Source organism: Solemya pervernicosa gill symbiont, from assembly GCF_002020875.1.
Taxonomy (GTDB): Bacteria; Pseudomonadota; Gammaproteobacteria.
Map to the genome: position 1 here is coordinate 18,506 of NZ_MPRL01000016.1, position 23,574 is coordinate 42,079.

Below are 23,574 nucleotides of genomic sequence, written 5' to 3' on the forward strand. Positions count from 1 at the left end.
ATGTCTCGGGGTTCCATCCGCGGAGCGGATGGAACCCACTCTATCGCTAATTAGAAAGATGCACATAACCGATTTACTAGACCAGTCGCGCGTCAACTGTGATGCCGAAGCAGGCAGCAAGAAACGCGCACTGGAGCTGTTGAGCGAGCTGATTGCCAAAGACTCTCCCTCACTCGACCCAAACCGGGTATTCGATCAGCTCATTGAGCGCGAACGTCTGGGTAGCACCGGGCTTGGCCACGGTGTAGCAATCCCCCACTGCCGTATTGAGGGTGGTGAGGAGACACTGGGCGCACTGATCAAACTGCACCGGCCGATCGATTTCGACGCCAATGATGGTGCTCCGGTCGACCTGCTGTTCGCACTGGTCGTACCCGCCGAATCAACCGACGAACACCTGCAGATTCTCTCTCGGCTGGCTATGCTCTTTAGCAACGAGTCGTTACGAGTGCAGCTGCGCGAGGCTGTCAGCTGTGAAGGACTGTTCAAACTCATATCCCACTGGGAGGAGAGTCGCCAGAGCGCATGAGCAATGCCATCTCCACACGCACCCTTTTTGATAACCTGCATGAGAAGTTATCACTGCAGTGGTTGGCGGGCGCCTGTGGTGAAGAGCGCAAGATCGAAACCGATACCCTGCATGCCACCGGCTCGTCGATGGTGGGGCATCTCAATGTCATCCACCCCAACCCGATTCAGGTACTGGGCGCAGAGGAGCTGGAGTTTCTTGCTAGCCTAGGCAAGAACTCGCGTGAGGACATCCTCAAGCAGCTCTTCTCCGAACAGACTTCGATCACTATTGTCACCGACAACCTCATCCCACCAGAGAGCTTCCAACGACTGGCCGATGAGCACTGCACCCCCCTGCTCGGCACACCCTTTGCCAGCCACGATCTGGTCAGTCGTCTGCAGTACTACCTGACCAACCTGTTGGCCGAACGCATTACCCTGCACGGTGTTTTCATGGAGGTCATGGGTAGTGGCGTGCTGATTACCGGTCCCAGCAGCTCAGGCAAAAGCGAGCTGGCACTGGAGCTGGTTACCCGTGGTCATCGCCTGGTTGCCGACGATGCGCCCGAGTTCGCCCGCATTGCACCCGATATCATCAGCGGCAGTTGTCCCCACGTGCTGCAGGACTTTCTCGAGGTACGCGGTCTCGGCGTATTAAACATTCGTGAAATGTACGGTGACAGCGCCATCAAACAGGGAAAATATCTGCGTCTGATTATTAATCTCGCGGTCCTGAGTGATGAGGAGCTGCAGAAGATCGATCGACTGCGCGGCAATCAGCGCCTACGAAAACTGCTCAATATCGACATCCCTGAGATCACTCTGCCAGTCGCACCGGGACGTAACCTCTCGGTGCTGGTTGAGGCGGCGGTACGTAACCACCTGCTAACACAGAAGGGGATCAATGCCAGCCAGACCTTTATCGATCGTCAGCAGCGCTTTATGGAAAAGCAGGAATGAGCCTGACCATCGTCAGCGGCCTCTCCGGATCGGGTAAGAGTATTGCGCTGCATGCGCTTGAGGACCTCGACTACTACTGCATCGACAACCTGCCGATTGGACTACTGCCTGCCTACGCGGCCGAGATTAAAAACGCACCAGCCGAGATGCAGCAATACTCCGCCGTCGGCATTGACGCACGCAATCGCACCGAAGATCTGGTGCGTTTTTCCGACACACTCAAGGAGCTTTCACAGCAGGAGATCGAATTCGAAATCATCTTCCTGCAGGCCGACGATGAGACCCTGCTAAAACGCTTCAGCGAGACGCGCCGCCGACACCCACTGACTCGCGATCAACGCTCTCTGGCCGAGGCGATCAAACTAGAACGCCAGCTACTGGAGCCGATCTCAGCCTGCGCCAGTCTCACCATCGATACCACACGTACTAACATCCACCAGCTCCGCGATCTGATTCGCAAACGGGTACATCGCAGTGACAAGCAGGGCATGTCCCTGATGTTCCAGTCGTTCGGCTTTAAACATGGCGTACCCGCCGATGCCGATTTCGTCTTCGATGTGCGCTGCCTGCCCAACCACCACTGGGAGGCACACCTGCGACCACTTACCGGATGTGATCAGCCGGTCGCCGAGTTTCTCGGTCGCGACTCCAAGGTGGCGGATATGGTCGACTCGCTACAGCAGTTCCTGCACGCCTGGATTCCGCAGTTCGAGGGTGATAATCGCAGCTATATGACCATTGCACTTGGCTGCACTGGCGGACAACATCGCTCGGTCTATCTGGTCGAACAGCTCGCTACACACTTCGAGCAGCAGCGCGACAATATATTGATTAACCATCGGGAGCTCGGCTAGTGGTCGGTCTACTACTCATTACTCACAACCGCACCGGAAATGAACTGCTCAGCACGGCTCGCACCATGCTCGGCAATCTGCCGATGCCCTGTTACGCCCTGGCCATCGATCGCGACGATGATCCAGAGCAGATTATTTGCGGGGCACACGCCACCATTGCAGAGCTGGATCAGGGCGATGGCCTGCTGATCCTGACCGACATCTACGGCTCAACGCCCAGCAATATTGCCAACCGACTGGCGGTCGACATTGAGGCCCGCGTCGTCTCCGGTGTCAACCTTCCGATGGTAATTCGGGTGCTCAACTACTCCGATCTTAATCTACAGATGCTAACTGAGAAGGCGGTCAGCGGCGGGCAGGATGGCGTCATTCGTTGCAAAAAGATGCAGGAGCCCGATCAGGATGCTTGAACAGCAGGTCACTATCATCAACAAGCTCGGGCTTCACGCCCGTGCCGCAGCAAAGTTTGTTACCAGCGCCTCCGCCTTTGAGAGTGAAATCACTATTGAGCGCGAAGGTCAGGAGGTTAATGGCAAGAGCATCATGGGTGTGATGATGCTCGCCGCCAGCAAAGGCACACTACTGACGCTGAAGGCGAACGGCGGTGATGAGGTGGCTGCCATCGACACCCTCGAGCAGCTGATCCAGCAGCGCTTCGGAGAGGAACAATGAACAGACCTCTGCCACAGAGGGTGGGGTAGTTAGCATGAGCCTTGCACTGAATGGCATCGGCGTCTCACGCGGAATCGCTATCGGCAAGGTTCATTTGATCCAGCGGGGTAAGCTCGAGATCCCCGAATATGCGCTTGCCCCTAAGGCCATCGAAGCCGAGGTCGAGCGCTTCACGAAGGCACTACAGACCTCCAAGCAGCAGTTACAGGCGATAAGACGTCGCATCCCGAGTAACACCCCCACCGACATTGCCGCCTTCATCGATACCCATCTACTAATGCTCGATGATGCGATGCTGCGTGACGAACCAATTCGCATGATCCGCAGCGATGCACGCAATGCAGAGTGGGCACTGAAAGGACAGCGCGACGCACTGGTCGCAATCTTTGATCAGATGGATGATCCCTATCTGCGTACCCGCAAGGATGATGTAGAGCACGTTATCAGCCGCATCATGCGCACCCTGTTATCACATGAGAGCGACAGCAGTGACGAGGAGGATCTACAGGGGGCCATTATCATCGCCGATGATCTCACCCCAGCCGACACTGTATTGATGCAGAGCATGGAGATCGCCGCCTTTATCACCGAGTCGGGCGGCCCCCTCTCTCATACCGCAATCCTCGCCCGCAGCCTGCAGATCCCCGCCATTGTCGGCTGCCACAACGCCTCACGCTACATCCTCGACGGCGATCAGATCATCATCGATGGTAAACAGGGTGCGATCATCGTCGACCCCGATGCTCGTACGCTCAAGCACTACCGCAAGCAGCAACGTGAGCAGAAACGTTTTCAAGCCGGACTGGCCAAGCTCAAACAGAAACCGGCGATCACTCTTGATGGTCGAAAGATCACCCTGCTGGCCAATGCCGAGTTGCCGGAGGACATCCGTCTGATCAAACGTATCGGTGCCGATGGTATAGGGCTATTCCGCACCGAATTCCTCTATATGAACCGCAGCGACACACCCAATGAGGAGCAGCAGTTCGAGGCCTACCACAGCGTGGTCAAGGCGATGAAGGGACAGCCAGTCACTATTCGCACCCTCGATCTCGGTGCCGACAAAGAGGTCGACGGTTGCCACTTCACAAAACGTCTCTGCAGCAACCCGGCACTGGGATTACGCGCCATTCGACTCTGTCTCAATGAACCGGGGCTGTTCCGACCACAGCTGCGCGCCATTCTGCGCGCCTCTGCCAGCGGTGCGGTGCGCATTATGTTGCCGATGATCTCCACCCTGCAGGAGGTCATCCAGACCCGACAGCTGATTGAACAGGTCAAAAAAGAACTGCGCGATGAGCAGTTGCCCTTCGATGAGCAGATCGCCATCGGCGGCATGATCGAAATACCTGCCGCTGCACTCTCAGCACACAACTTCGCCAAGCACCTCGATTTTCTATCGATCGGCACCAATGATCTGATTCAGTACACGCTGGCTATCGACCGTATCGATGACAGCGTCAACTATCTATACGATCCACTCCATCCCGCCGTACTGCGTCTGATCCAACTCACCCTGCAGGCGGGCCGTGGCGCGAAGATTCCAGTCTCCATGTGCGGTGAGATGGCGAGTGACCCCCACTACGCCCGACTGCTGCTCGGACTCGGCCTGACCGAGTTCAGTATGCAGCCCTCAGCGCTGCTGGAGCAGAAGCAGGCGATCAACAGCGCCAATGTCATTCAGTTTGAAGCGAAGGTTAACCGACGCATTCAACGTGGTTCACCTGAGCAGATCGAGCGCCTGCTGACCGAGATCAATGGCGATTAAGCAGAGATCCACCTGACCAAAATTTACAAATAGTTCTCCAACTCACTTCCTGCCACCCGACCCAGTTGTTAAACTGCGCAGCGGTGTAATGATCGTCACCACAACGATCACCTGCCCGCCTCAATAAGCACAACAACGACTGGAGTGGCGTAGCTCCCGATGTCCGAACAGATCGACAAGCAGTCGAAACGGTCCCACCTGCAGAACCTTACCGAGGCGCTGCAGAGCGGCACGCTGCTCAAGGTTCGGTTGATGCTCAACACCCTCCACCCGGCTGAGATCGCCCACCTGCTTGAATCGATGCCACCCGAACAGCGTGAGGTGGTGTGGGAGCTAGTTGATCGCGAAAACGACGGTGAGGTGCTGCTGCACGTCAACGACGAGGTTCGTGCCGGTCTAATTCGCGACATGGAGACCGACGAACTGGTCGCCGCCACCGAAGGACTCGATACCGACGACCTGGCCGATATCATCCAGGATCTGCCCGGGGTTGTGAGCAGTGAGGTGGTGCAATCGATGGACAAGCAGCATCGACTGCGCCTCGAGGCGGTACTCTCCTACCCTGAAGATAGTGCTGGCGGTCTGATGAATCTCGATACCGTCACCGTCCGTGCCGACGTCACCCTTGATGTGGTGCTGCGTTACATGCGCCTGCGCGGCGAGATCCCGGAGCTTACCGATAGCCTGATTGTGGTCGACCGTTTCGACACCTATCTCGGCCTGCTGCCCCTGAGTAGCCTGCTGACCCAGGATGCTACGGCTACCGTAGCCGAGGTAATGGAGAGCGATATCGAGGCGATCTGGGCCAACATGCCGGCTACCGGCGTCGCCAGCCTGTTTGAGCACCGCGACCTGATCTCAGCCCCGGTTGTCGATGAGACCGGCAAGCTGCTGGGGCGTATTACCGTCGATGACGTGGTCGATGTCATTCGTGACGAGGCCGATCACACCGTGATGAGCCGTGCTGGCCTGAGTGGCGAGGAGGATATGTTCGCCCCGGTCATTGCCAGCTCGCGACGACGCGCCGTGTGGCTCGGCGTCAATCTATTGACCGCCTTTCTCGCCTCCTGGGTGATCGGGCTGTTCGAGGCGACCCTGGAACGGGTCGTCACACTGGCCGTACTGATGCCGATTGTAGCCAGCATGGGGGGTATTGCCGGGAGTCAGACCCTAACCTTAATCATTCGCGGTATAGCACTGGAACAGATTGGTGAGAGTAATGCGCGCTGGATCATGCTGCGCGAGCTGGCAGTTGCTGCCCTCAATGGCCTGTTATGGTCTCTGGTGGTGGCGGGAGTGGTGGTGCTCTGGTTCCAGGATGTCGTGATCGGCTTTATCATCGCTGCGGCACTGATCATCAACCTGCTCAGTGGCGCCTTTGCCGGCTTTGCGATTCCGCTGCTGCTACGTCGCGTCGGTATCGACCCGGCGCTGGCCGGCACAGTGATGCTGACCACCATTACCGACGTGGTCGGTTTTATCGCATTTCTCGGATTGGGTTCACTATTCCTGCTCTAAGCGCTCGTAACGTTTAGATACGGCGATGCTCTATCGCCGGGAAGCGCTCTCGGACCTGACGCAGACGATCGAGATCAACATCGGCTACCACCACACCCGAACCGCGTGGCAGATGATCGAGCACCACACCCCACGGATCGACCACCATGCTGTCACCATGGGTCTCACGACCACTGGCGTGGTAGCCACCCTGCGCCGCCGCAATCACATAGCTAAGGTTCTCGATCGCCCGTGATCGCACCAGCGGCGTCCAGTGCGCCTTACCGGTGATGGCGGTAAAGGCGGAGGGAATCGCGATCAGCTCCACCCCCTGGTCGAGCATAGCGCGGAACAGCTCAGGAAAACGCAGGTCGTAACAGATGGTCAGGCCAAGACGACCAAACGGGGTATCGACCACCACCACCTGATCGCCCGCCTCGATCGTCTCTGACTCCACATAATGCTCATCACTCTCTTCGATATGTACATCGAAGAGGTGAATCTTGTCGTAGCGGGCGACCTGCTCACCCTTGTCGTTATAGAGCAACGAGGCGGCTCGTATCTTATCCTCGCTCTCCGCTACCAGCGGTATCGTACCGCCCACCAACCAGACACCATGTTTGGCCGCCTGTCGCGAAAGGAAGGTTTGAATCTGACCGTCACCCTCCACCTCTCGCAGCTTAACCTTGTCGTTCTCACTATTACCCATCAGGGCAAAGTTCTCAGGCAGCACAACCAGATCGGCACCCTGTTTGGCAGCGGTCGATATCAGACGTTCCGCCTCCAACAGATTGGCATTCACTTTCGGCCCAGAGGCCATCTGTACTGCTGTAACTCTACTCATGCTTAGTTTCCAGTCGATTTTTCAAAGAAGATCTTGAGTGACTCTTCGTTCACATCAATTGTATTTAGTGTAATTCGAGACGAGGGCAGACCAAACGAGATCAGCCACCCCTTAAGCTCTTCGGCCCACAGCAGCCCCTCTTCATGGTCGGGATAGTGGACGGTAATCAGCTGCCCTTCATCAAGCTGCAGCATCTGCTCCTGTAGGCCATCAAGTTTGAGAATCGTCTCACCGTGGCGTGGTACCGCCCACACCTCTGGGTCGATAACAACGACATTATCACCCGCCAGCAGAGGTGTGGAGAGGGTAGCGATCAGGAGTAAAAACAGCGCACGAATCATGGGGATTGAGCATACCATAAATGTCTAAATCGACAGTCAAGTCGCGCCTTAACGCTCCTCCACCGGCGCTGACCGCCATGGATAGCGAAGCGAAGGCGGTTAGTCCGCGATAGTCGACGCCGTCTGCCTATTCGTAGTTGAGAGCGCGAGCGAACGACGAAGATCCTTTACCTGTTTCGATCTTGGTGATCTCTGGCTCATCCCACGAACCGACAACTGTGTAACGTGATTGGCTCATCTCATTCACCTTATTACCAAAGATCTTATCGGCCACCCAGAGGGCTGCACCGGCAACAGGGCCACCTGCGATGGCACCTGCAATCGGCAGGCTTGAGGTCAACTTCGGTGTTACCGTGACGCGCTGATCATAGCTCTCCTCAATCAGGCCGACCCGGCCCTTGATCTCAATCAACGCCGAAGAGCCATCCATGCGCAGATCTCTGGTCTGCGCGATACCATCCTTGAGGATAAATTTGCCCTTGATGTTGTCGTAGCTGAAACCCTTCTTGAACAGATCACCAAAGTCGAGAGTCAGCCAACGAGGCAGGGTATGTACGCCGAGCAGGCCAAATACGCGCCCAACACCGGGCTCAATATCGAGTAGTCGACCATCAAAGATCTTCAACCATAACGAACCCTCCATGCGCTGCAATGAGAATTGGCTGGGAGAGCCATTCCAGGCGGCGTCGATACGTGCCTTGACCCGACCATCCTTCATATTGACGGCATAACCCCAGACATCGAGGATCTCGCCCACATCATCACCGTTAAGTTCGATCTTGAATTTGGAGCGATGCTGCCCCTGCTGCAGGGTCCAGTCGCCACTTGAGGTGAGACGCTGCACCTCTGACTTCAGCTCCAGCCGCTCCAGATGGAGACCGTTATCTCGACGCCGGGTACGTAGCGTCATCTCACCAAACTCGATATCGCCCAGGCTAAACTGCTGACAGTTAACGTGCAGTGATGGAATCTTGCGCGGATCGGGAATCTCATCCTGCTTATCATCCTCTAGCCGTGCGAGTCTCATGCGCTCAAGCTCAACCCTCAACAAATCGTGCTTACCAAACGGCTGGGGTATTACCACCGCCCCCTTCACCTCGGTTGAGTCAACCATCAACAACCACTCACGACGCTCCCGCTCCAACTGTATAGCGACGTTATGAAATTCACGTCCGAAGCCGAGAAACTGTTCGACCCTTACATCGATCGCTGCAAGCAGCTCGGGGATCTCAAACTCCCCTTCACCAACAATCTCCCTGACAAATGCGAGCCAACGATCCAGATCAAACTGCTCCAGCTCACCACCAAGGTAGAAATCTCGTTCCGAGGTGGTCGCTTTTCCAGCCCCCAGATGGAGACGTCCTCCGAGTAGCTCAAAGCCCTGCTTTAGCGCCTTAAGCTGTAGTCGGGCACTCGCCCGCTCGGCATAATCGACCTTAAGCTCACGTAGCTGACCGTTGATAGGCAGCTCAATCGATAGGTTCCGCTCTCCTTTTCGCGCTTTTTCAAACGGAGGTGGCAGTTTGAGTGCCAGACCATCGAGTGACGAGCTTAGACGCAGCACGCCCTGCTTATTGTCGCGCTTGCGGTTATCGAGTGGCGGCATGTTCAGCTCTGCATGCCAGCGACTCTCACCTGACACATAGGGTTTAACCTCAGCCGTACCGGGCAGATCGGTCACAGCAAAACGACCCGTTACCTTAATCTGGCGGGCCTTGCCCTCGGGGGCCGTAATATCCACCGCCACATCACGACCAAAAAGCTTCGCCTTAACGCCTTTGGCCTGTACCCCGTCATTGCCGATTCGGACTGTGCCATTAATGGCGCTCAGCTCACCCTGCCACGCCTTGGAGCGGATCGTTGCTCCCTCAAGCTTGAGTGCAACCCGGGTTGAAATCGGCTCATCCCTATCATCGAGTGGCAGTGAGAGGCCGAGGTGTAGCTGGCTCTTACCACGACCACTGTGATCGTCAAGCAGCTCACGATAGTCGCTCGCCATCGGTGATTCAGTCAGGAAGTGGAACATTTCGGCCAGATCACCACTGGCATTGCCATCAACCACCAGCTTCGCGGCCAACATGTCGTCGATGGTAACGAGGGTCTCACCAATATCATTATTTAAAATCTTGCCCGACTCGGCATCGACTGCCAGTGAACGACCATCGATACGGAGCTGTCCCTCAAGCTCTTCGATACGTGGCCACCCTTCGGTGTAGTCGAGCACGCCGTTGGAGATATTGGTGACAACAGACAGTCGCCCCTCACCCCGATCGTAGGGGAAGGCCGAGAGTGAGCCGTGAAACAGCACACTACCGGAGGTGGCATCACCACTGACGATGGCACGATCGAGCCATGAGACGGCATCGACCGGCATGATCGCCACCGGTAGATAGGGACCCACCTGGCTCAGGTCTCCTCCCTCATAACTGGTCTGCAGATCGAGAAATGGAGTGTGGTTAAAGTCGAAGGGTATATCGATAGAGAAACGGTTCAGGGTAGTGATATCGGCATTGGCGAGCGTAATGCGCTCCGCCTGAAGATGCAGATGGTCGGGGAAGTAGCGCCACAGTAGCTCACCCTCGAGCTGATCGGCATGCAGTGCGGAACGGAATAACGGCTGCAGATCAAAATCGGAGGCACTGCTTTTTAGCGCCACCCGGCCGCTCTGTTCATCTCCCTGAATAGAACCACTCAGCCCCGACAGAGCCGGCCCACCCTGCCAGCTGGCCACGGCGAGATCTTCAAACTCAGCACGGTAGCGTAGCTCTGGCTGGTCACGGTTTTGCTGGAAGTTCAGTTTAAAATCTTTGATGTCACCCGCCGGTTGAAGCCCCGCAATACCCTGGGTCAGGTTCTCATCGAGTAGTGGTAGATGCAGCGCAATGTCGGCAACGTCATCGAGACGCAACCACTCGAAACCACCCTCGGCCTCATAACCACCTTCACCATTCAGCAGGCGAAAACTGAAGCCCGTCTGTGGCCAGCTGTGTTCATCACGTGCCAACGAAAAATGATCGACATCGAGACGCCAGCCACTTCGCTCACGCTGCCAGAGAAAACGCCCAGCAACGCTATCGAGCGCCAACGAAGGCTGCTCCTGAAGCCGCCCACCAGAGAGTGTGATACCCGCTAGTGCAGCCTCACCGCTGATCTGCACCAATCGGCCATCACGCCACTCACCCCAGAGATCAAGATCGCTACGCCCCGCAACATCAAACCAGGGTGGAAGCAGTTCACGCATCCAGTCGGTCATCGCCAGATCGGCTGCCTGAAGATATCCAACACCGCGCCACTGCTTCGGCCTATCCGCCGCCCCATTCAGCTCTGCGGCAAAACCCAGCTTGCCGCCCAACTCCTGTGGCAACTCAACCGCCCCCTTGAGCAGGTGGCGTTGTTCAACATTGGTCAGACTCAGGTTGAGATTAGTTAGCGTGATGTCATCGTTACGCTTGTGGTCGATCCAGTGCAACTGACTCTTGCGCAGCTCCAGACGCGATTTGGAGAGTAGCCAGCCGATCGGAATATCACCCTCACTACCGGCAAGCCCTGTCCCCTCGACACCCTCGAGCACAACCGAACCATCTGCACGACGCTCCGCCTTAAGACGCAGGCCAATCACGACCAGGGCACTCGGTTCGAGTTTTCCGGAACTGAATATCTCCAGCAGATCGAAACCGACCCGCGCCTCTTTCAGCTGCAGAGTGCCACCATCGCGCTGGGTGACAACCACATCCTTGAGCTCTATATCGGGTCCCCAGCCACGCCAGTCGACGGTCATTGCACCGATCGAAACGGGTTGTTCAAGATAGTGACTGACCCACGATTCGATTTCACCGCGATAGCTGGCCACATGAGGGGCAAACCAACGTGCCAGCGAAATTGCCACGGCCGCGAGCACCAGTAACACCAGCGCAGCAATCGCCACGCTACGCCACAGGGTTAGCGCCAGGGGTTTGATAAGGGGTTTATTAACAGCCAAGTGATGCGTTCCGTTCGCAGCCTTACATCAATACCACGTCATACTGCTCCTGGGTGTAGAGCGATTCGACCTGAAACTTAATCGGTTTGTCGATGAACTCCTCCAACTCAGCCAGACTGGTCGACTCCTCATCGAGTAGCAGATCGGAGACCTCGTTGGATACCAGAACCAGAAACTTCACGACATCGAACTGACGATCCTGGCGCAGGATTTCGCGAAAAATCTCGTAACAGACCGTTTCAGGTGTCTTCAGCGTGCCGCGTCCACCGCAGGTAGGGCACGCCTCACACAGCACATGTTCGAGGCTCTCGCGGGTGCGTTTGCGGGTCATCTCCACCAACCCCAGTGACGAGACCTCACTGATATGGCTCTTGGCGTGATCCTTCGACAGTGCCTGCTCCAGTGCGCGTAGCACCTGGCGCTTGTGCTCCTCCTCCTGCATGTCGATAAAATCGAGGATGATGATACCGCCCAGATTGCGCAGTCGTAGCTGACGGGCGATCGCCTGTGCCGCCTCGAGATTGGTGCGGAAGATCGTCTCTTCCAGATTGCGATGACCGACATAGGCACCGGTATTCACATCAAAGGTGGTCATCGCCTCGGTCTGATCGATAATCAGGTAGCCGCCCGACTTGAGCTGTACCTTACGCTCCAGTGCCTTCTGAATCTCATCATCGATATTGTAAAGATCAAACACCGGGCGCGGCCCTGAGTAGGGTTCGATACGCGGTACAATTTCAGGAATATACTCCTCGGCAAACTCCATCAGGCGCTGGTGCGATTCGCGCGAGTCGATACGTACCTTCTCCACCTCTACACCGTGCATATCACGCAGAATACGAAGTGCTAACGGCAGATCCTCATGCACCAGGCCACCAGATTTAGCATTTTTAGCTCGCTCACGAATCGCCTGCCACAGCTTGCGCAGGAAGTTGATATCGGAGCGCAGCGCCAGCTCACCGGCACCCTCAGCAGCCGTACGCACGATATAGCCGTTGTTGTCATCGTCGCTGACCGCCGACTGTACAATCGTTTTCAGTCGCAGCCGCTCCTCATCATCTTCAATACGCTGCGACACACCGACAGTAGGCGTATCGGGCAGGCAAACAAGATAGCGGGAAGGGATTGTTATGTGGGTTGTAAGACGGGCACCTTTGGTGCCGAGCGGATCTTTAATCACCTGCACCAGGATCTGCTGACCCTCACGTAGCAGCTCGGTAATCGCGGCATGGCCATTAACACCGTTCTCACCCTCAACCTGGAAGACATCCGAGGCGTGCAGAAAGGCGGCGCGCTCCAGGCCTATCTCAACAAAGGCGGCCTGCATACCGGGCAGCACCCGGCACACCTTACCCTTGTAGACGTTACCGACCAGACCGAGCTTGGAGCTTCGCTCGATCAGCAGCTCATGCAGTACGCCATTCTCCACCACCGCAACACGTGTCTCTTGCGGGGTGACGTTAATTAGGATCTCTTCACTCATGGACCAGGGCTCTAAATGCTATTTCGTTGCGGCTCAACGCCACATCGTTGAATTCATCAGGTTCGATAACAGCAGAAGGCGGGGAATATACGCCCGCATTTCAAGCACAACTCGATTCAGCGAGGACGCGTGCACGGGAACATGCGCTACGTAAATCGGCTCCACCCTACTTCTGCAGCAAAATCGGCTCCGCCTCTCGCGACGGTTACACCTGTTTATATGGAAAGACTACAACAATCCGACCCCAAATACCGTGAGTAATTCCGCCGTTTCATACAGCGGTAGCCCCATCACTCCACTGTAGCTCCCCTCCAGTCGCTCAATGAACTGCGCCGCCTGCCCCTGCACCGCATAACCACCCGCCTTACCTAGCGGCTCACCAGTCTCCCAGTAGGCTCCAATCTCCGACTCAGAGAGTTCGCGAAAGTGTACGTGAGAGACCGACAGACGCGTCTGCTCCCGCTCCCCATTAACCACTGCAACTGAGGTCATCACTCGATGTTCACACCCAGAGAGCAGATGCATCATCTCGGCAGCATGCTCACGATCTCGAGGTTTACCCAGCACCCGACCCTCAACCACCACACAGGTATCGGCACCGAGCACCGGCCGGCCGGGTTGATACTCCAGGGCAGACAGCCCGGCCCGCGCCTTATCCAGCGCAACGCGGATGGCAAACACCTCAGCCGACTCCCCAGCATCTATCAGCTCAGGCACATCGACACGGAGCACCTCAAAGTCGAGCTTCAACTGCGTCAGCAGTTCAGCGCGTCGCGGAGAGGCGGAGGCGAGATAGAGGTCTGGTGCCCCAGATTCAGGAGTCATTTTCAATAGTTGAAAGCAGCGTATCAATAGACCTACCCAGAGTATTTCAGCAGATAAGCTGAGGCAAGCGCGCTTCACGTCGCCCCCTCATCTCTGTATTAGCGGTGCTATGCCCGTCATCGCAGTTCCATTAAAATGACCGCATCAATGATGAAGTAGAACCGCCCAGACAAACAAACCATTTATGATAACCACCTTAAATAGCAGCCTGGAAAGGTTCACCCGTTTCATTGCACCTGCGCAATACCTCTTCAAGGAGTTCTACCCCCTCCACGCACGGGCCCTGTTGCTTGTATCGCTGGCAGCCATCTTCAGCTCAGCCTTAAATGCTAGCGCCTATCTTGGCCTTACCCCCCTAATCAATCATGCCATCTACAGCAGCACGTCACTCGTTTATGGCCCAATCGTGTTGGCCGCCACTCCACTTACAATTGCTGGCGCACTGGCTATTGTCCTACTGCTTGTAGTCGGCTCACTCCATCTGAACTTCATCGTCTACAACATGGCTCTCGAAATCATGCGCAAGACGGTTGCCGAGGCATCGGTGCGTGGCGTTGTCGCACTGCATAAACATCCAGGCTCCCTAAATCTCTCTGGTGCCATCAAGGAAGTAGTCGGGTCAACCGCCTATGGCTGCGGCTTTACCATGCGACAGACAGCACTCGGCCTATCTCTACTGCTACAGCTACTCATCTTTCTACTGGTATTAATATGGTTAAATCCAGCCATTACGACGGCTGTAATCGTAGCAACCGCCATTGGCGGCTGGATCTTCTCCCACTCTGTCAACAAGATTGTTACCGCATCAACAGACAACAAAACACTGTCGGCTATAGTTAACAACGAGTATCGCTCACTCAGCGAACAGCTCTGCGACAGCAACCTCACTGAGGAAGAAGTCAAAAAATGTATATCATCCCTCTATCGAAACGGCGCTATCGGACAACAACTTGATACAAAACTGAACATGCGCCGTCAAAAAAGGCTGGGCCCTCAGAGGTTAAAGTATCTATTCCCTATCACACTCATAATGGTGCCCATGCTGGCGATGCTTACGGGCGACCTTCAACACCATGCAAGCGAGATCATCATCTACATGGTTCTGCTTCGCATCCAGATAGGTCTATTAACACAACTCGCTTCACTCTTTATTTCAACAGCGAAATTTCAGACCTCACTCCTCTGTTACAATGATCTACGTACAGGAAAATCATATCCTGACTGTTTGAAAAAGAGTGCAACAACAGATACTGATTGATTGCCACACAGACAATTGGCCTATCATCAACATCGGGTACTAACATTCAGATAGAGCAACGTATCGTTGAACCGTCAGCAGGCCACAGCAAGAGACAGCAAAGGCCAGCAAGCTCCGCGCACCTGCAGCAAACATTAATCATCTTGCATTGATAAGCATCCAGTAGGCCAGCACATCCAGCATGAGAGTTCTCCACTTCTACAAAAACGCCATCCCCGAATCGATGGGAGGCGTAGAGCAGGTAATTCACCAGATAGCCAGCGGCACCAGCACGCTGGGCATACAGTGCGATGTACTTTCGCTCAGCCACCGCCCCTCCCCTTCCGCCAGCACCACAAGCGGCTATCGCACACACCAATCAAAGCTCGACCTACAGATCGCATCGAACAGCCTGTCACTCTCGGTCTTCTCAAAGTTCTCAAAGCTTGCCAAGCGCGCGGATCTGATCCACTACCACTTCCCATGGCCTTTCATGGACCTGGTCCACTTTGCGACACGAGTTAACAAACCATCGATCGTTACCTATCACTCAGATATCGTACGTCAGCGACACCTGCGCAAGATCTACTATCCACTCATGATCCGGTTTCTCAACAATGTTGACGCCATCGCCGCCACATCACACAACTATCTAGAAACCAGCAAAACATTGAAGCGTTTTAAACAGAAGGTCGTTGTGATTCCGCCCGGCCTGGACAGAGAGAGCTACCCAAATGCGCCCACGGAGCGTCTTAACTACTGGCGCAACAAGTTTGGCGACAGATTCTTCCTGTTTGTTGGCGTACTTCGCTACTACAAAGGTCTCCACATCCTGCTGGAGGCGGCCCACAAGACGGGATTTCCTGTAGTTATCGTGGGGGCTGGCCCAACAGAGAATGAGCTAAAAAACCAGGCCAAGCGGTTGGGATTGAAGAAGACTATCTTTCTCGGGCACATACCCGATACCGACAAGGTTGCCCTTCTGCAGCTCTGCTATGGCATCCTCTTCCCATCTCACATGCGTTCCGAGGCGTTCGGCATCTCCCTGCTCGAAGGAGCGATGTTTGGGAAACCGATGATCTCCAGCGAAATCGGCACAGGCACCACCTATGCAAACATTGCCGGCGAAACCGGCCTGGTCGTACCGCCCAGCGATCCGGGAGCATTGAGCAACGCGATGCACTATCTCTGGGAACACCCGGCCAAAGCCGCAGAGATGGGAGAGAATGCTGCTCAACGCTTCAATCGACTCTTCACCATAGATCGGATGGCGCACAAATACTCGACGCTCTACCACGAGATCGTCGAACGCGGCCATTGATCGCACCTTCAGTCGGCATTATCACGCTCATCGCCATCCCCACCACTCATCATCGCCAAGGCCACCAGCAGCAACCACCAAGAGAGCGAGGACCAATAACTGGCATAGAGCGCAAGGTATGTATTCAGGGGGAATAGGGCTACTAGCGCTGCTATCAGCCATGGGACTGCATCACTTCTGAAACCACTAGTCCTCTTGGCTGCATAGGTGATCAACACCCAAAAAAACGCCAGAAAACCAACGATACCAACCACACCTGTTTCGACCAGCACCTCCAACCCGACCAGATGGGGTTGATTGGGTGCAAGTGGCCGCCTCAGGTTCTTCCAATAGTTGTCCTCGGGCGCATAATCCATAAATACATAGCGAAAGCCTCGTGGCCCAACGCCCGTCAGCCAATGGTCCTCCACCATCAGCATCGCAACCTGCCAGATAGAGACCCGCTGCGCCGTCGCGTTGTCTATAGATTCGATATCGGTACTGAACAGACCAGCACTTTTCTGCAGCCGCTCTCTAACGGCCTCATCTGTTGAGGCGAAGAGCACCAGCGACACCACACCGATCGCCAACGCGCCCCACACTACCGCCTTCACCCTCTTGAGATAACCGAGGCGTCCCAGATACCAGAGGTAGAGCAGCAGACCGACGGCCAACAGCACCCAGGCCGAACGGGTACCACTGAGAAAAATTGCGCTGAGATAGGGGATAAGCAACAACCAGAGCCACCAGTGTCTCCTACCCCACCGTCTCAACCCCTCAAGATAGACCGGCAGAAACACAGCCAACTCCGGCCCCAACCTGAAATCGGGATAGAAGAAGCCGTTGAGGCGCTCACCGTTGTAAGGATAGCCGAGAATATTGTGACCCGAGAGGTACTGCCACATCGCATCGATCGACCATAAAGAGAGAAGTGCCACAACCGCGACATGCAATCTCTCTCTTGCCATCCGACCATTCAGCAACCAGAGCAGCGTGATGCCTCCCAGCAGAAAGCGGGGATAGGGCACTACCGTACTCAAGCTGCGCTCCAGACTGACCGCCCCCGTCAGCGCGAGCACCATCGGCATCCATAGCAAGGCAAAGAGCAGTAACAGCAGGCGCATCTCACTGCGTGCGATGATCGTGCGCCACTGCCGTGCCAGTAGATAGAGGGCGGTCAGCGCGAGGACCAGCAGCGGAAGATTATAGAGTCGGCGCGTCGTTAGCAGCACCACGACCGAAGCCACCAGCAACCAGCCACCATTATCGATCAACCACCGCTTCACCGACTCCATATTACAATCACTCCATCAGTCGTCCCGATCGACCGTCGGAGGCTCCCCCTGCTCAGCGAGCAGCGTTTCGAACAGACTCATATAGCGCTGTTCAATCGTACCCCACTCCATCCCGGTTACCGACGCTTTGGCGTGCGCTCCCATCCTTGATCGCAGCTCGGTATCGCCACAGAGCCGCTCGAGTGCCGTTGCCAACCCCGCCACATCGTTCACGCCTGCCAAATAGCCGTTAACGCCCGACTCGATCATATCCTCGGGACCACCGCAGGCAGTTGCGACCACAGGCACACCGAACGCCATCGCCTCCAGCACCGGGAGGCAGAATCCCTCCTCGACCGAGGTGGCAGCCAGGATATCGATCTCGCTATAGATCGCAGCAACATCCTTGCGATAACCGGCAAGCCGAACGCGCCCCCCCATGTTATGAGTAGCAATCTCACGTTCGAGTCCTGCACGCATCTCACCCTCGCCCACGATGAGCAGATAGGCATCCACACCCCGTCCAAGCAGTTGACGAAAAACCTCAAGAAGCAGCATCTGGTTCTTGATCGGGCTCAATTGACCGATCGCACCGATCAGTGGCGCTCCAGCAGGTAGCGCCAGCTCGCGTCTGAGACCAGAGCCTGTGTATCGATCGATCATCTCCTCATAGCCGTTGGGAATGATCGTGATCTTCTCGTCATCGAGTCCTTGAGCCACGTAGTGACGTCTGACCGCCTCTGATACCGCCACGAAGTGTTTGATATTTTTGTAGTGCCGCAGCTTCTGCATCCCATGCAACGTTGCCACCGTCATCACATCACTATTCTTAAACAACCACCCCACCAGCGATGACGCCCGTCCCAGATGCGTATGCACCAGTGAGATCTCTCTCCTGTTCCACAGCAATCTGAGGGCCACCTTGAGATCGAAGCGCCCCCTGACCGGCGCCATCAGACGGCACCGCACCCCCCCTCGCCGTGAAAAGCGCTGGCACAGCTTACCCGCGATGTAGCGGACACTGCCCCTCGCTGTCGATGAGACCTCAACAACAAACATATACGTCCTTGATCGAATCAGCCATGGGATGATTCCACCAGACGACCCTCCACCCCGCCATCGCCAAGATCATCCGGCAACTCATAACCGGCCTCTCGGATATAGCTGATCAGACGCATCTCGGCCTCACCACTCAAGCCTGAGTATTGGGTCCAGGGTGCAGCAGGATTCGGATCTAGCTCAGAGAAGAGCACGCCATCATCACGGCCAAGATACTCTTTGGCAACCATGGCATTGCTCTCACGGCAACCATTCAATATCGCAAGGTGGTCCGAGGGAGAAAAGTGGTCTCTGATGGCCACCTCGTCCGGATGAGCCCCCGTGTACTCCTCAAGGATTCGACGCAGCGCCTGTGTCGGCACGACCTGCCGAGAGTGTTTCTCGAGAAAAGCGAGACAATCCCTGGACAAACTTCTGTTGATGCTCTCAACAGGCTCGAATCCATCGCTCCACTCGACACCGATCAAGTCGAGAAAGCGACTCTCGAGTCCATCACCGAAGAGCGATCTCTCATAGGGCTGGACGATGACATTATCCTTACCGAAGACACGACTCCATTTCGACAGAATACGATAGTAGTTCCGGTCAGCCCGTTCAAAGAGCCGAGCCATCCTCTCGTCCGTAAGCCTTCCCACCTTTTTCAACTGATTGACCCGCGCCTCGAGAAGACGGTCCTGTCGCCTAAGAAAGACAACTATCTTGACATCAAAACCGGCGAAAAAGGTACTCAGCCGTTCGGGGTCATTGTTCGAAAACCGTTCACTGCTCATCACAATCTTGTCAGCACCACTCTCCAACAGAGAGTCCCGCTCTGCCTCCATCGCGGCGAGCCACTCTGAGCGTTCAGAGAACTGCCCCCGCAACTGCAACGGAAAACGCTTCGCCTCATCGTTCCCGTCGAAACAGACACTGGCAAACAGATGGTGTGCACTACACCCATCGAAACCCGGCACCAGAAGACCGGCATCCAGCAGCAGTTCTGCATTCGCCGCCAGGAAGCTCTGCAAATAGGAGGTTCCTGTTTTGTGCAGCCCAATGTGTAGATAGAGCGTCTTTCCGTTGCCCGCTGCTCGCTCGGTGGTGGCCGGTGCGCCCTCGGAACGGCTTTCCACACGGACACCTCGATCCGTAAGATAGCGGACAATATCGTCCCGACGCTCATCACTGAGTCCGCTATAGGGCTGCCACTCATCTTCTAACGAAGGCAGTGGATCGAGAAACAGACGTCCATCCTCTCTACCAAGATAGCGCTGTGCCACCTCACGGTTGATAGCGCTGTACTTCTCGATGATTTCCAGACGCTTGGAGGGCGGCAGATTATATTTCAGGCTCTTGCCATCTGAGTGCTCGCTGGAGTATTGGGCCAGCATCTCAATCACCCTGCCTCTCTCCCGAGCCCCCACCTCTTCCGGCAGAAAGTGCTCAGAAACAAAGGCGAGGCAATCACGATTGAGCCCTGGATTCTTCAGCTCGGTTTTATATGACCGACTCCACTCCACGCCCAACAGACTAAGGAGATAACGCTCCAGACCATCGCCAAAGCTACTTCGTTCGAACGGGGTCACGACAATATTCTCTTCGCCAAAACAGGCAGACCAGCCATCGAGAAGAGTCGCGTAGTCGAGCACCGAATTTGTTCTAGATAGAAGCACGTCCAGCTCTACCTGAGACGGTCTCATCTTCTTGTTCTGGTTATACGACGACTCCATGTAGAGATCCTGTCGGCGAAGAAAGACTATCACCGTCACATCAAATCCGGAGAAGAGGGCCTTAACCTTATTCGGATCGCTACGGATAAACGCCTCGCCGCTCACGACAACCGAATCGCTGTTGGATGCCTGTGCTTTTTCGAGCAGCACTCTCAAATCAGACTCAAGTCCAGACAATGACTTATAATTCTTCTCAATATTCTCGGTAGCCTGCCTACTCAGCTTGGTGCCATCTTTCATACAAACCCACGCAAAGGGGTGGTGGGCATGCCCGAACATGTGGTGGCTGGGATAGAGAATCCCCTGGCGCATCAGACGTGATCGATTCACGTCCATGAAATATTGGATCGATGTAGAGCCCGTCTTCGGCATGCCGATATGCAGATAGAGCTTTTTTCTACCGCTGGAAGCAGACTCTCTCCACCTCCCGGCAGCCGCCTCACGCATCAGCTCCGCAAGAAACTCACCATACTTCGGCTCGAGCAGACTGGATGAATGGCTTGCCTCCACATAGGCACGCCCTCGCTCACCCATAGCCATCAGCTCATCCCATCTCTGCTCTATGAGCTGTTTGATATGCTCTGCATCGCGAGAGTCGTCTGCGCTCGCACGATAGAGCAACCCTCCATCGCCATCTTCAACCTGCTCTCTGAAACCGACAATATCGGGTGCGATAAACGGCACCTTCATCGCAGAGGCTTCGAGCGAGGTGAGTGGGTAGCCCTCAAACTGAGAGGAGAAGACAACCAGATCAACTGACGCCAATATCCTGGGAATATCGTCGCTGGGACCTAAGCAGATCAGATTCGACAGTGCACTGTAACGCTCCTGTAGAGCACTCATTTCAGGCCCATCGCCAACGACCACAAAACGGTATCCCTCAACAGTCGCAAACTGCTTCGCCAATTCGAAAAAGACACCTGGTCGCTTCTGCTCATGCAGACGTCCGATAAACGCGATCACCTTACGGTCGGATTCGGAGTCTTCAAGGAGGAAAGTGCTATCGCTATAGCGGTCTGGATCGAAACGCTGTAGATCGATGGAATTGAGAAAGACCGAGGCACGATCCCTGCTCTCACCATACTTGTCTACCAAAACGGAACGCCAATACTCCGAGATCGTCACTCGCTGGTCGATGTAACGAGAATACTCCGACGAAATGTTGAACCAGTCCCTGTGGTTGTACCACTCGTTGTGGAGGATATCGACGACCACAATCTCTGGGAACCACTTTCTGATCAGCGGTAACAGCGCATAGAGATAGGCATTTCCTGAGATAAAAATCAGCGCCGGCCTCTCCCTGCAGATAAGATCCCAGCAGATCCTCATGCGTTGCAACGGAGTCTCACCCATCCCTTCGAGACTGAACTGAACATCACACAACCCGGCAAACTCATCCCTGACATCCTGTTCGTAGTAGACATTTCCCTCTTCACGCCCATCACCTGAGCCGTGCCGGGTCTCTCGTCCACAAACGTCGATAATCCTACCCGCCACGTGGGGACGGGCCGCTTTCATCCAGGTGAGCAATACCCGTTCAGCTCCACCTATCGTCCAGTTGCTCTGTGCAAAGAGAACTGAGTTTGACCCAGCAGGCCGATCAACGGTCGGCGACCAGTCGAGATTTGGCTTGGTATAAAATTCACAGTGAATTTCAGCAAGCGATATATTGGTATGCGTCGTCAGCATCCGGGTGATGAACCTCTCCGGAAACAGCATTGCCAGAACCACCCCCCTGCCACCCAGAGATGCCGATACATCACCAAATCCAAAGCGCCTGATCGCCGCTGCCTGAATTTTATCGACAATCCACCCTGGGTTTAGCTTCGACTTATAACCCCACCCTTTTCGCCACTCTCTTTTGAACGCAGACCTTGCCCGGGACACCAACAGCAACAGACCCATATTCTTTCTTATGGTCAGATAGATGCTTGCCATATATCTCTTGGTATCAAGCATTGAGAGTATTTTTGTATCCCGCTCACCGATATAGACCACATCCCTAAGGGCAAAACCCCACAACCCTTTTGCCATCAGGCGAATCTGGACATACCACTCATCAAAGACCTCAACACCACCGACTGCGGAGGGTATCTTACGACTGGCTTTTAGCCATTGCTGGCTACGGTATAGGTGTCCAGGTGAGAGAACCGGCTTGCTGAGAGCCCGGAAGCTACTGAACGACTTCGGCTGAACCAGTCTCATCAGCGGTAGCAGCTCCTGCTTTACCGGTGCTACCCACCCGGCACCCTCACAGTTATTGAGCGCCAGAACCGACTTCTCCAGATAGGTACTCTCAATCTGGTCTCCCGGATCGAGAAAGAGCAGTAATTTTGAAACACGAGACTCTGCCCCGATCCTCTTAGCCTGTAGGGCGCCTAGGGGCTCATGAAGCGAAAGCTGATCAATAGCGTATCCCTTATAGTTTTCATCATCCGATATCGACGACAACAGGCCCTGCATCTCACTGCTCTGAGGACCGTTTTCGACAATTAAGATCTGATAGTCGCCAGCATCGAGACTCTGCCCCGTCAGGGAACCGAGCGTTGTCGTCAACAACCTGGGGACAGAGTCACTTACCGGTATTACAACCAGCACCTCTGCACCAGCACTCAACTCAAACTCTTCTTTCATCATTAAACTTCCAGAGAGACATCAACTTCTAAAACAGACCCGATTTCCACGCACTGTAGTAGCGTACAAACTTACTTTCCTTCGCAACGCTGCCACAACAACTCCACACATCATCTATCGCAACACCCTACTGTCTTGAGAGAGGATTGCGCCACACCTCAACGATGATATGGGTGCCCCTGCAGAATACTCCAGGCGCGATAGAGCTGTTCGGAGAGAAGAACGCGAACTAGTGGATGGGGAAGGGTTAAGGGAGAGAGCGACCAGAGTTCATCTGCTCGTTTACGACAGTTTTCAGAGAGCCCCTCAGGACCGCCGACCAACAGCGCGATATCCTGACCGCCACCGAGCCAGCTCTCGAGTCGCTGTGAGAGCTGCTGGGTAGACCAGGGTTTGCCTTTGACTTCTAGGGCAACGACACGGGCATTTTTAGGAATCGCATCGAAGATTCGATGCTCTTCATCGACCATCGCCTTTTCCAGATTGGCATTCTTGCCACGATGACCTGGATTGATCTCGACCAGTTTCAGGGAGCACTCACGCGGCAGGCGCTTGGCGTACTCCTCGTAGCCGTTCACCACCCAGCCCGGTATCTTGTTACCGACCGCGATCAGGTGGATCTGCACGG

Annotated in this window: 18 protein-coding genes; 9 read left to right on the forward strand and 9 right to left on the reverse strand. The window is 55.3% G+C overall.

Features of this window, described 5'->3' with window-relative positions:
- Positions 1-58: 58 nt before the first annotated feature.
- The 7 genes from ptsN to mgtE all read left to right on the forward strand — a co-directional run bounded on the left by ptsN (position 59) and on the right by mgtE (position 6,282).
- On the forward strand, positions 59-529 hold the full coding sequence (ptsN, locus tag BOW52_RS05925; protein ID WP_078483214.1) for a PTS IIA-like nitrogen regulatory protein PtsN: 471 nt from the start codon (positions 59-61) through the stop codon (positions 527-529).
- Entirely contained in the window at positions 526-1,470 is a 945-nt protein-coding gene (gene hprK, locus BOW52_RS05930; protein ID WP_078483177.1) for an HPr(Ser) kinase/phosphatase, read from the forward strand. The genes ptsN and hprK overlap by 4 nt, the downstream gene beginning before the upstream one ends.
- Positions 1,467-2,324: an RNase adapter RapZ gene (rapZ, locus tag BOW52_RS05935; protein WP_078483178.1), complete on the forward strand. Its 858-nt coding sequence runs from the start codon at positions 1,467-1,469 to the stop codon at positions 2,322-2,324. The genes hprK and rapZ overlap by 4 nt, the downstream gene beginning before the upstream one ends.
- Positions 2,324-2,734, forward strand: coding sequence for a PTS sugar transporter subunit IIA (locus BOW52_RS05940; RefSeq protein ID WP_078483179.1), 411 nt, complete (start codon positions 2,324-2,326; stop codon positions 2,732-2,734). Before rapZ ends, BOW52_RS05940 begins: the two co-directional genes overlap by 1 nt.
- Positions 2,727-2,996, forward strand: a complete 270-nt coding sequence (locus BOW52_RS05945) for an HPr family phosphocarrier protein (protein ID WP_078483180.1) — start codon at positions 2,727-2,729, stop codon at positions 2,994-2,996. The genes BOW52_RS05940 and BOW52_RS05945 overlap by 8 nt, the downstream gene beginning before the upstream one ends.
- A gap of 34 nt (positions 2,997-3,030) precedes the next feature.
- Positions 3,031-4,764, forward strand: coding sequence for a phosphoenolpyruvate--protein phosphotransferase (ptsP, locus tag BOW52_RS05950; RefSeq protein ID WP_078483181.1), 1,734 nt, complete (start codon positions 3,031-3,033; stop codon positions 4,762-4,764).
- 159 nt (positions 4,765-4,923) lie between these two features.
- Positions 4,924-6,282 (forward strand): magnesium transporter, encoded by a 1,359-nt coding sequence (mgtE, locus tag BOW52_RS05955; RefSeq protein WP_078483182.1) that lies wholly within the window; start codon positions 4,924-4,926, stop codon positions 6,280-6,282.
- 13 nt (positions 6,283-6,295) lie between these two features.
- On the opposite strand, the gene BOW52_RS05960 is transcribed toward mgtE, so the two are convergent.
- The 5 genes from BOW52_RS05960 to BOW52_RS05980 all read right to left on the reverse strand — a co-directional run bounded on the left by BOW52_RS05960 (position 6,296) and on the right by BOW52_RS05980 (position 13,733).
- Positions 6,296-7,105: a carbon-nitrogen hydrolase family protein gene (locus tag BOW52_RS05960; RefSeq protein WP_078483183.1), complete on the reverse strand. Its 810-nt coding sequence runs from the start codon at positions 7,103-7,105 to the stop codon at positions 6,296-6,298.
- 2 nt (positions 7,106-7,107) lie between these two features.
- Positions 7,108-7,446, reverse strand: a complete 339-nt coding sequence (locus tag BOW52_RS05965) for a hypothetical protein (protein ID WP_078483184.1) — start codon at positions 7,444-7,446, stop codon at positions 7,108-7,110.
- 127 nt (positions 7,447-7,573) lie between these two features.
- Positions 7,574-11,425: a YhdP family protein gene (locus BOW52_RS05970; RefSeq protein ID WP_078483185.1), complete on the reverse strand. Its 3,852-nt coding sequence runs from the start codon at positions 11,423-11,425 to the stop codon at positions 7,574-7,576.
- Positions 11,426-11,447: 22 nt separating this feature from the next.
- Complete coding sequence (gene rng, locus BOW52_RS05975; RefSeq protein ID WP_078483186.1) at positions 11,448-12,908, reverse strand: ribonuclease G; 1,461 nt, start codon at positions 12,906-12,908, stop codon at positions 11,448-11,450.
- 228 nt (positions 12,909-13,136) lie between these two features.
- On the reverse strand, positions 13,137-13,733 hold the full coding sequence (locus BOW52_RS05980) for a Maf family protein (RefSeq protein ID WP_078483187.1): 597 nt from the start codon (positions 13,731-13,733) through the stop codon (positions 13,137-13,139).
- Positions 13,734-13,917: 184 nt separating this feature from the next.
- Between BOW52_RS05980 and BOW52_RS05985 the strand changes: the two genes are divergently transcribed.
- Both BOW52_RS05985 and BOW52_RS05990 read left to right on the forward strand, forming a co-directional pair.
- On the forward strand, positions 13,918-14,991 hold the full coding sequence (locus tag BOW52_RS05985; RefSeq protein WP_078483188.1) for a hypothetical protein: 1,074 nt from the start codon (positions 13,918-13,920) through the stop codon (positions 14,989-14,991).
- A gap of 181 nt (positions 14,992-15,172) precedes the next feature.
- Positions 15,173-16,291, forward strand: a complete 1,119-nt coding sequence (locus BOW52_RS05990; protein ID WP_078483189.1) for a glycosyltransferase family 4 protein — start codon at positions 15,173-15,175, stop codon at positions 16,289-16,291.
- 8 nt (positions 16,292-16,299) lie between these two features.
- On the opposite strand, the gene BOW52_RS05995 is transcribed toward BOW52_RS05990, so the two are convergent.
- The 4 genes from BOW52_RS05995 to rlmH form a co-directional block, all read right to left on the reverse strand.
- Positions 16,300-17,565: an O-antigen ligase family protein gene (locus BOW52_RS05995; protein WP_078483190.1), complete on the reverse strand. Its 1,266-nt coding sequence runs from the start codon at positions 17,563-17,565 to the stop codon at positions 16,300-16,302.
- Positions 17,566-17,580: 15 nt separating this feature from the next.
- Complete coding sequence (locus BOW52_RS06000) at positions 17,581-18,603, reverse strand: glycosyltransferase family 4 protein (protein WP_078483191.1); 1,023 nt, start codon at positions 18,601-18,603, stop codon at positions 17,581-17,583.
- 17 nt (positions 18,604-18,620) lie between these two features.
- Positions 18,621-22,949: a glycosyltransferase family 4 protein gene (locus tag BOW52_RS06005; RefSeq protein WP_078483192.1), complete on the reverse strand. Its 4,329-nt coding sequence runs from the start codon at positions 22,947-22,949 to the stop codon at positions 18,621-18,623.
- Between the two features lie 155 nt (positions 22,950-23,104).
- Complete coding sequence (gene rlmH / locus BOW52_RS06010) at positions 23,105-23,572, reverse strand: 23S rRNA (pseudouridine(1915)-N(3))-methyltransferase RlmH (protein ID WP_078483193.1); 468 nt, start codon at positions 23,570-23,572, stop codon at positions 23,105-23,107.
- Positions 23,573-23,574 lie beyond the last annotated feature (2 nt).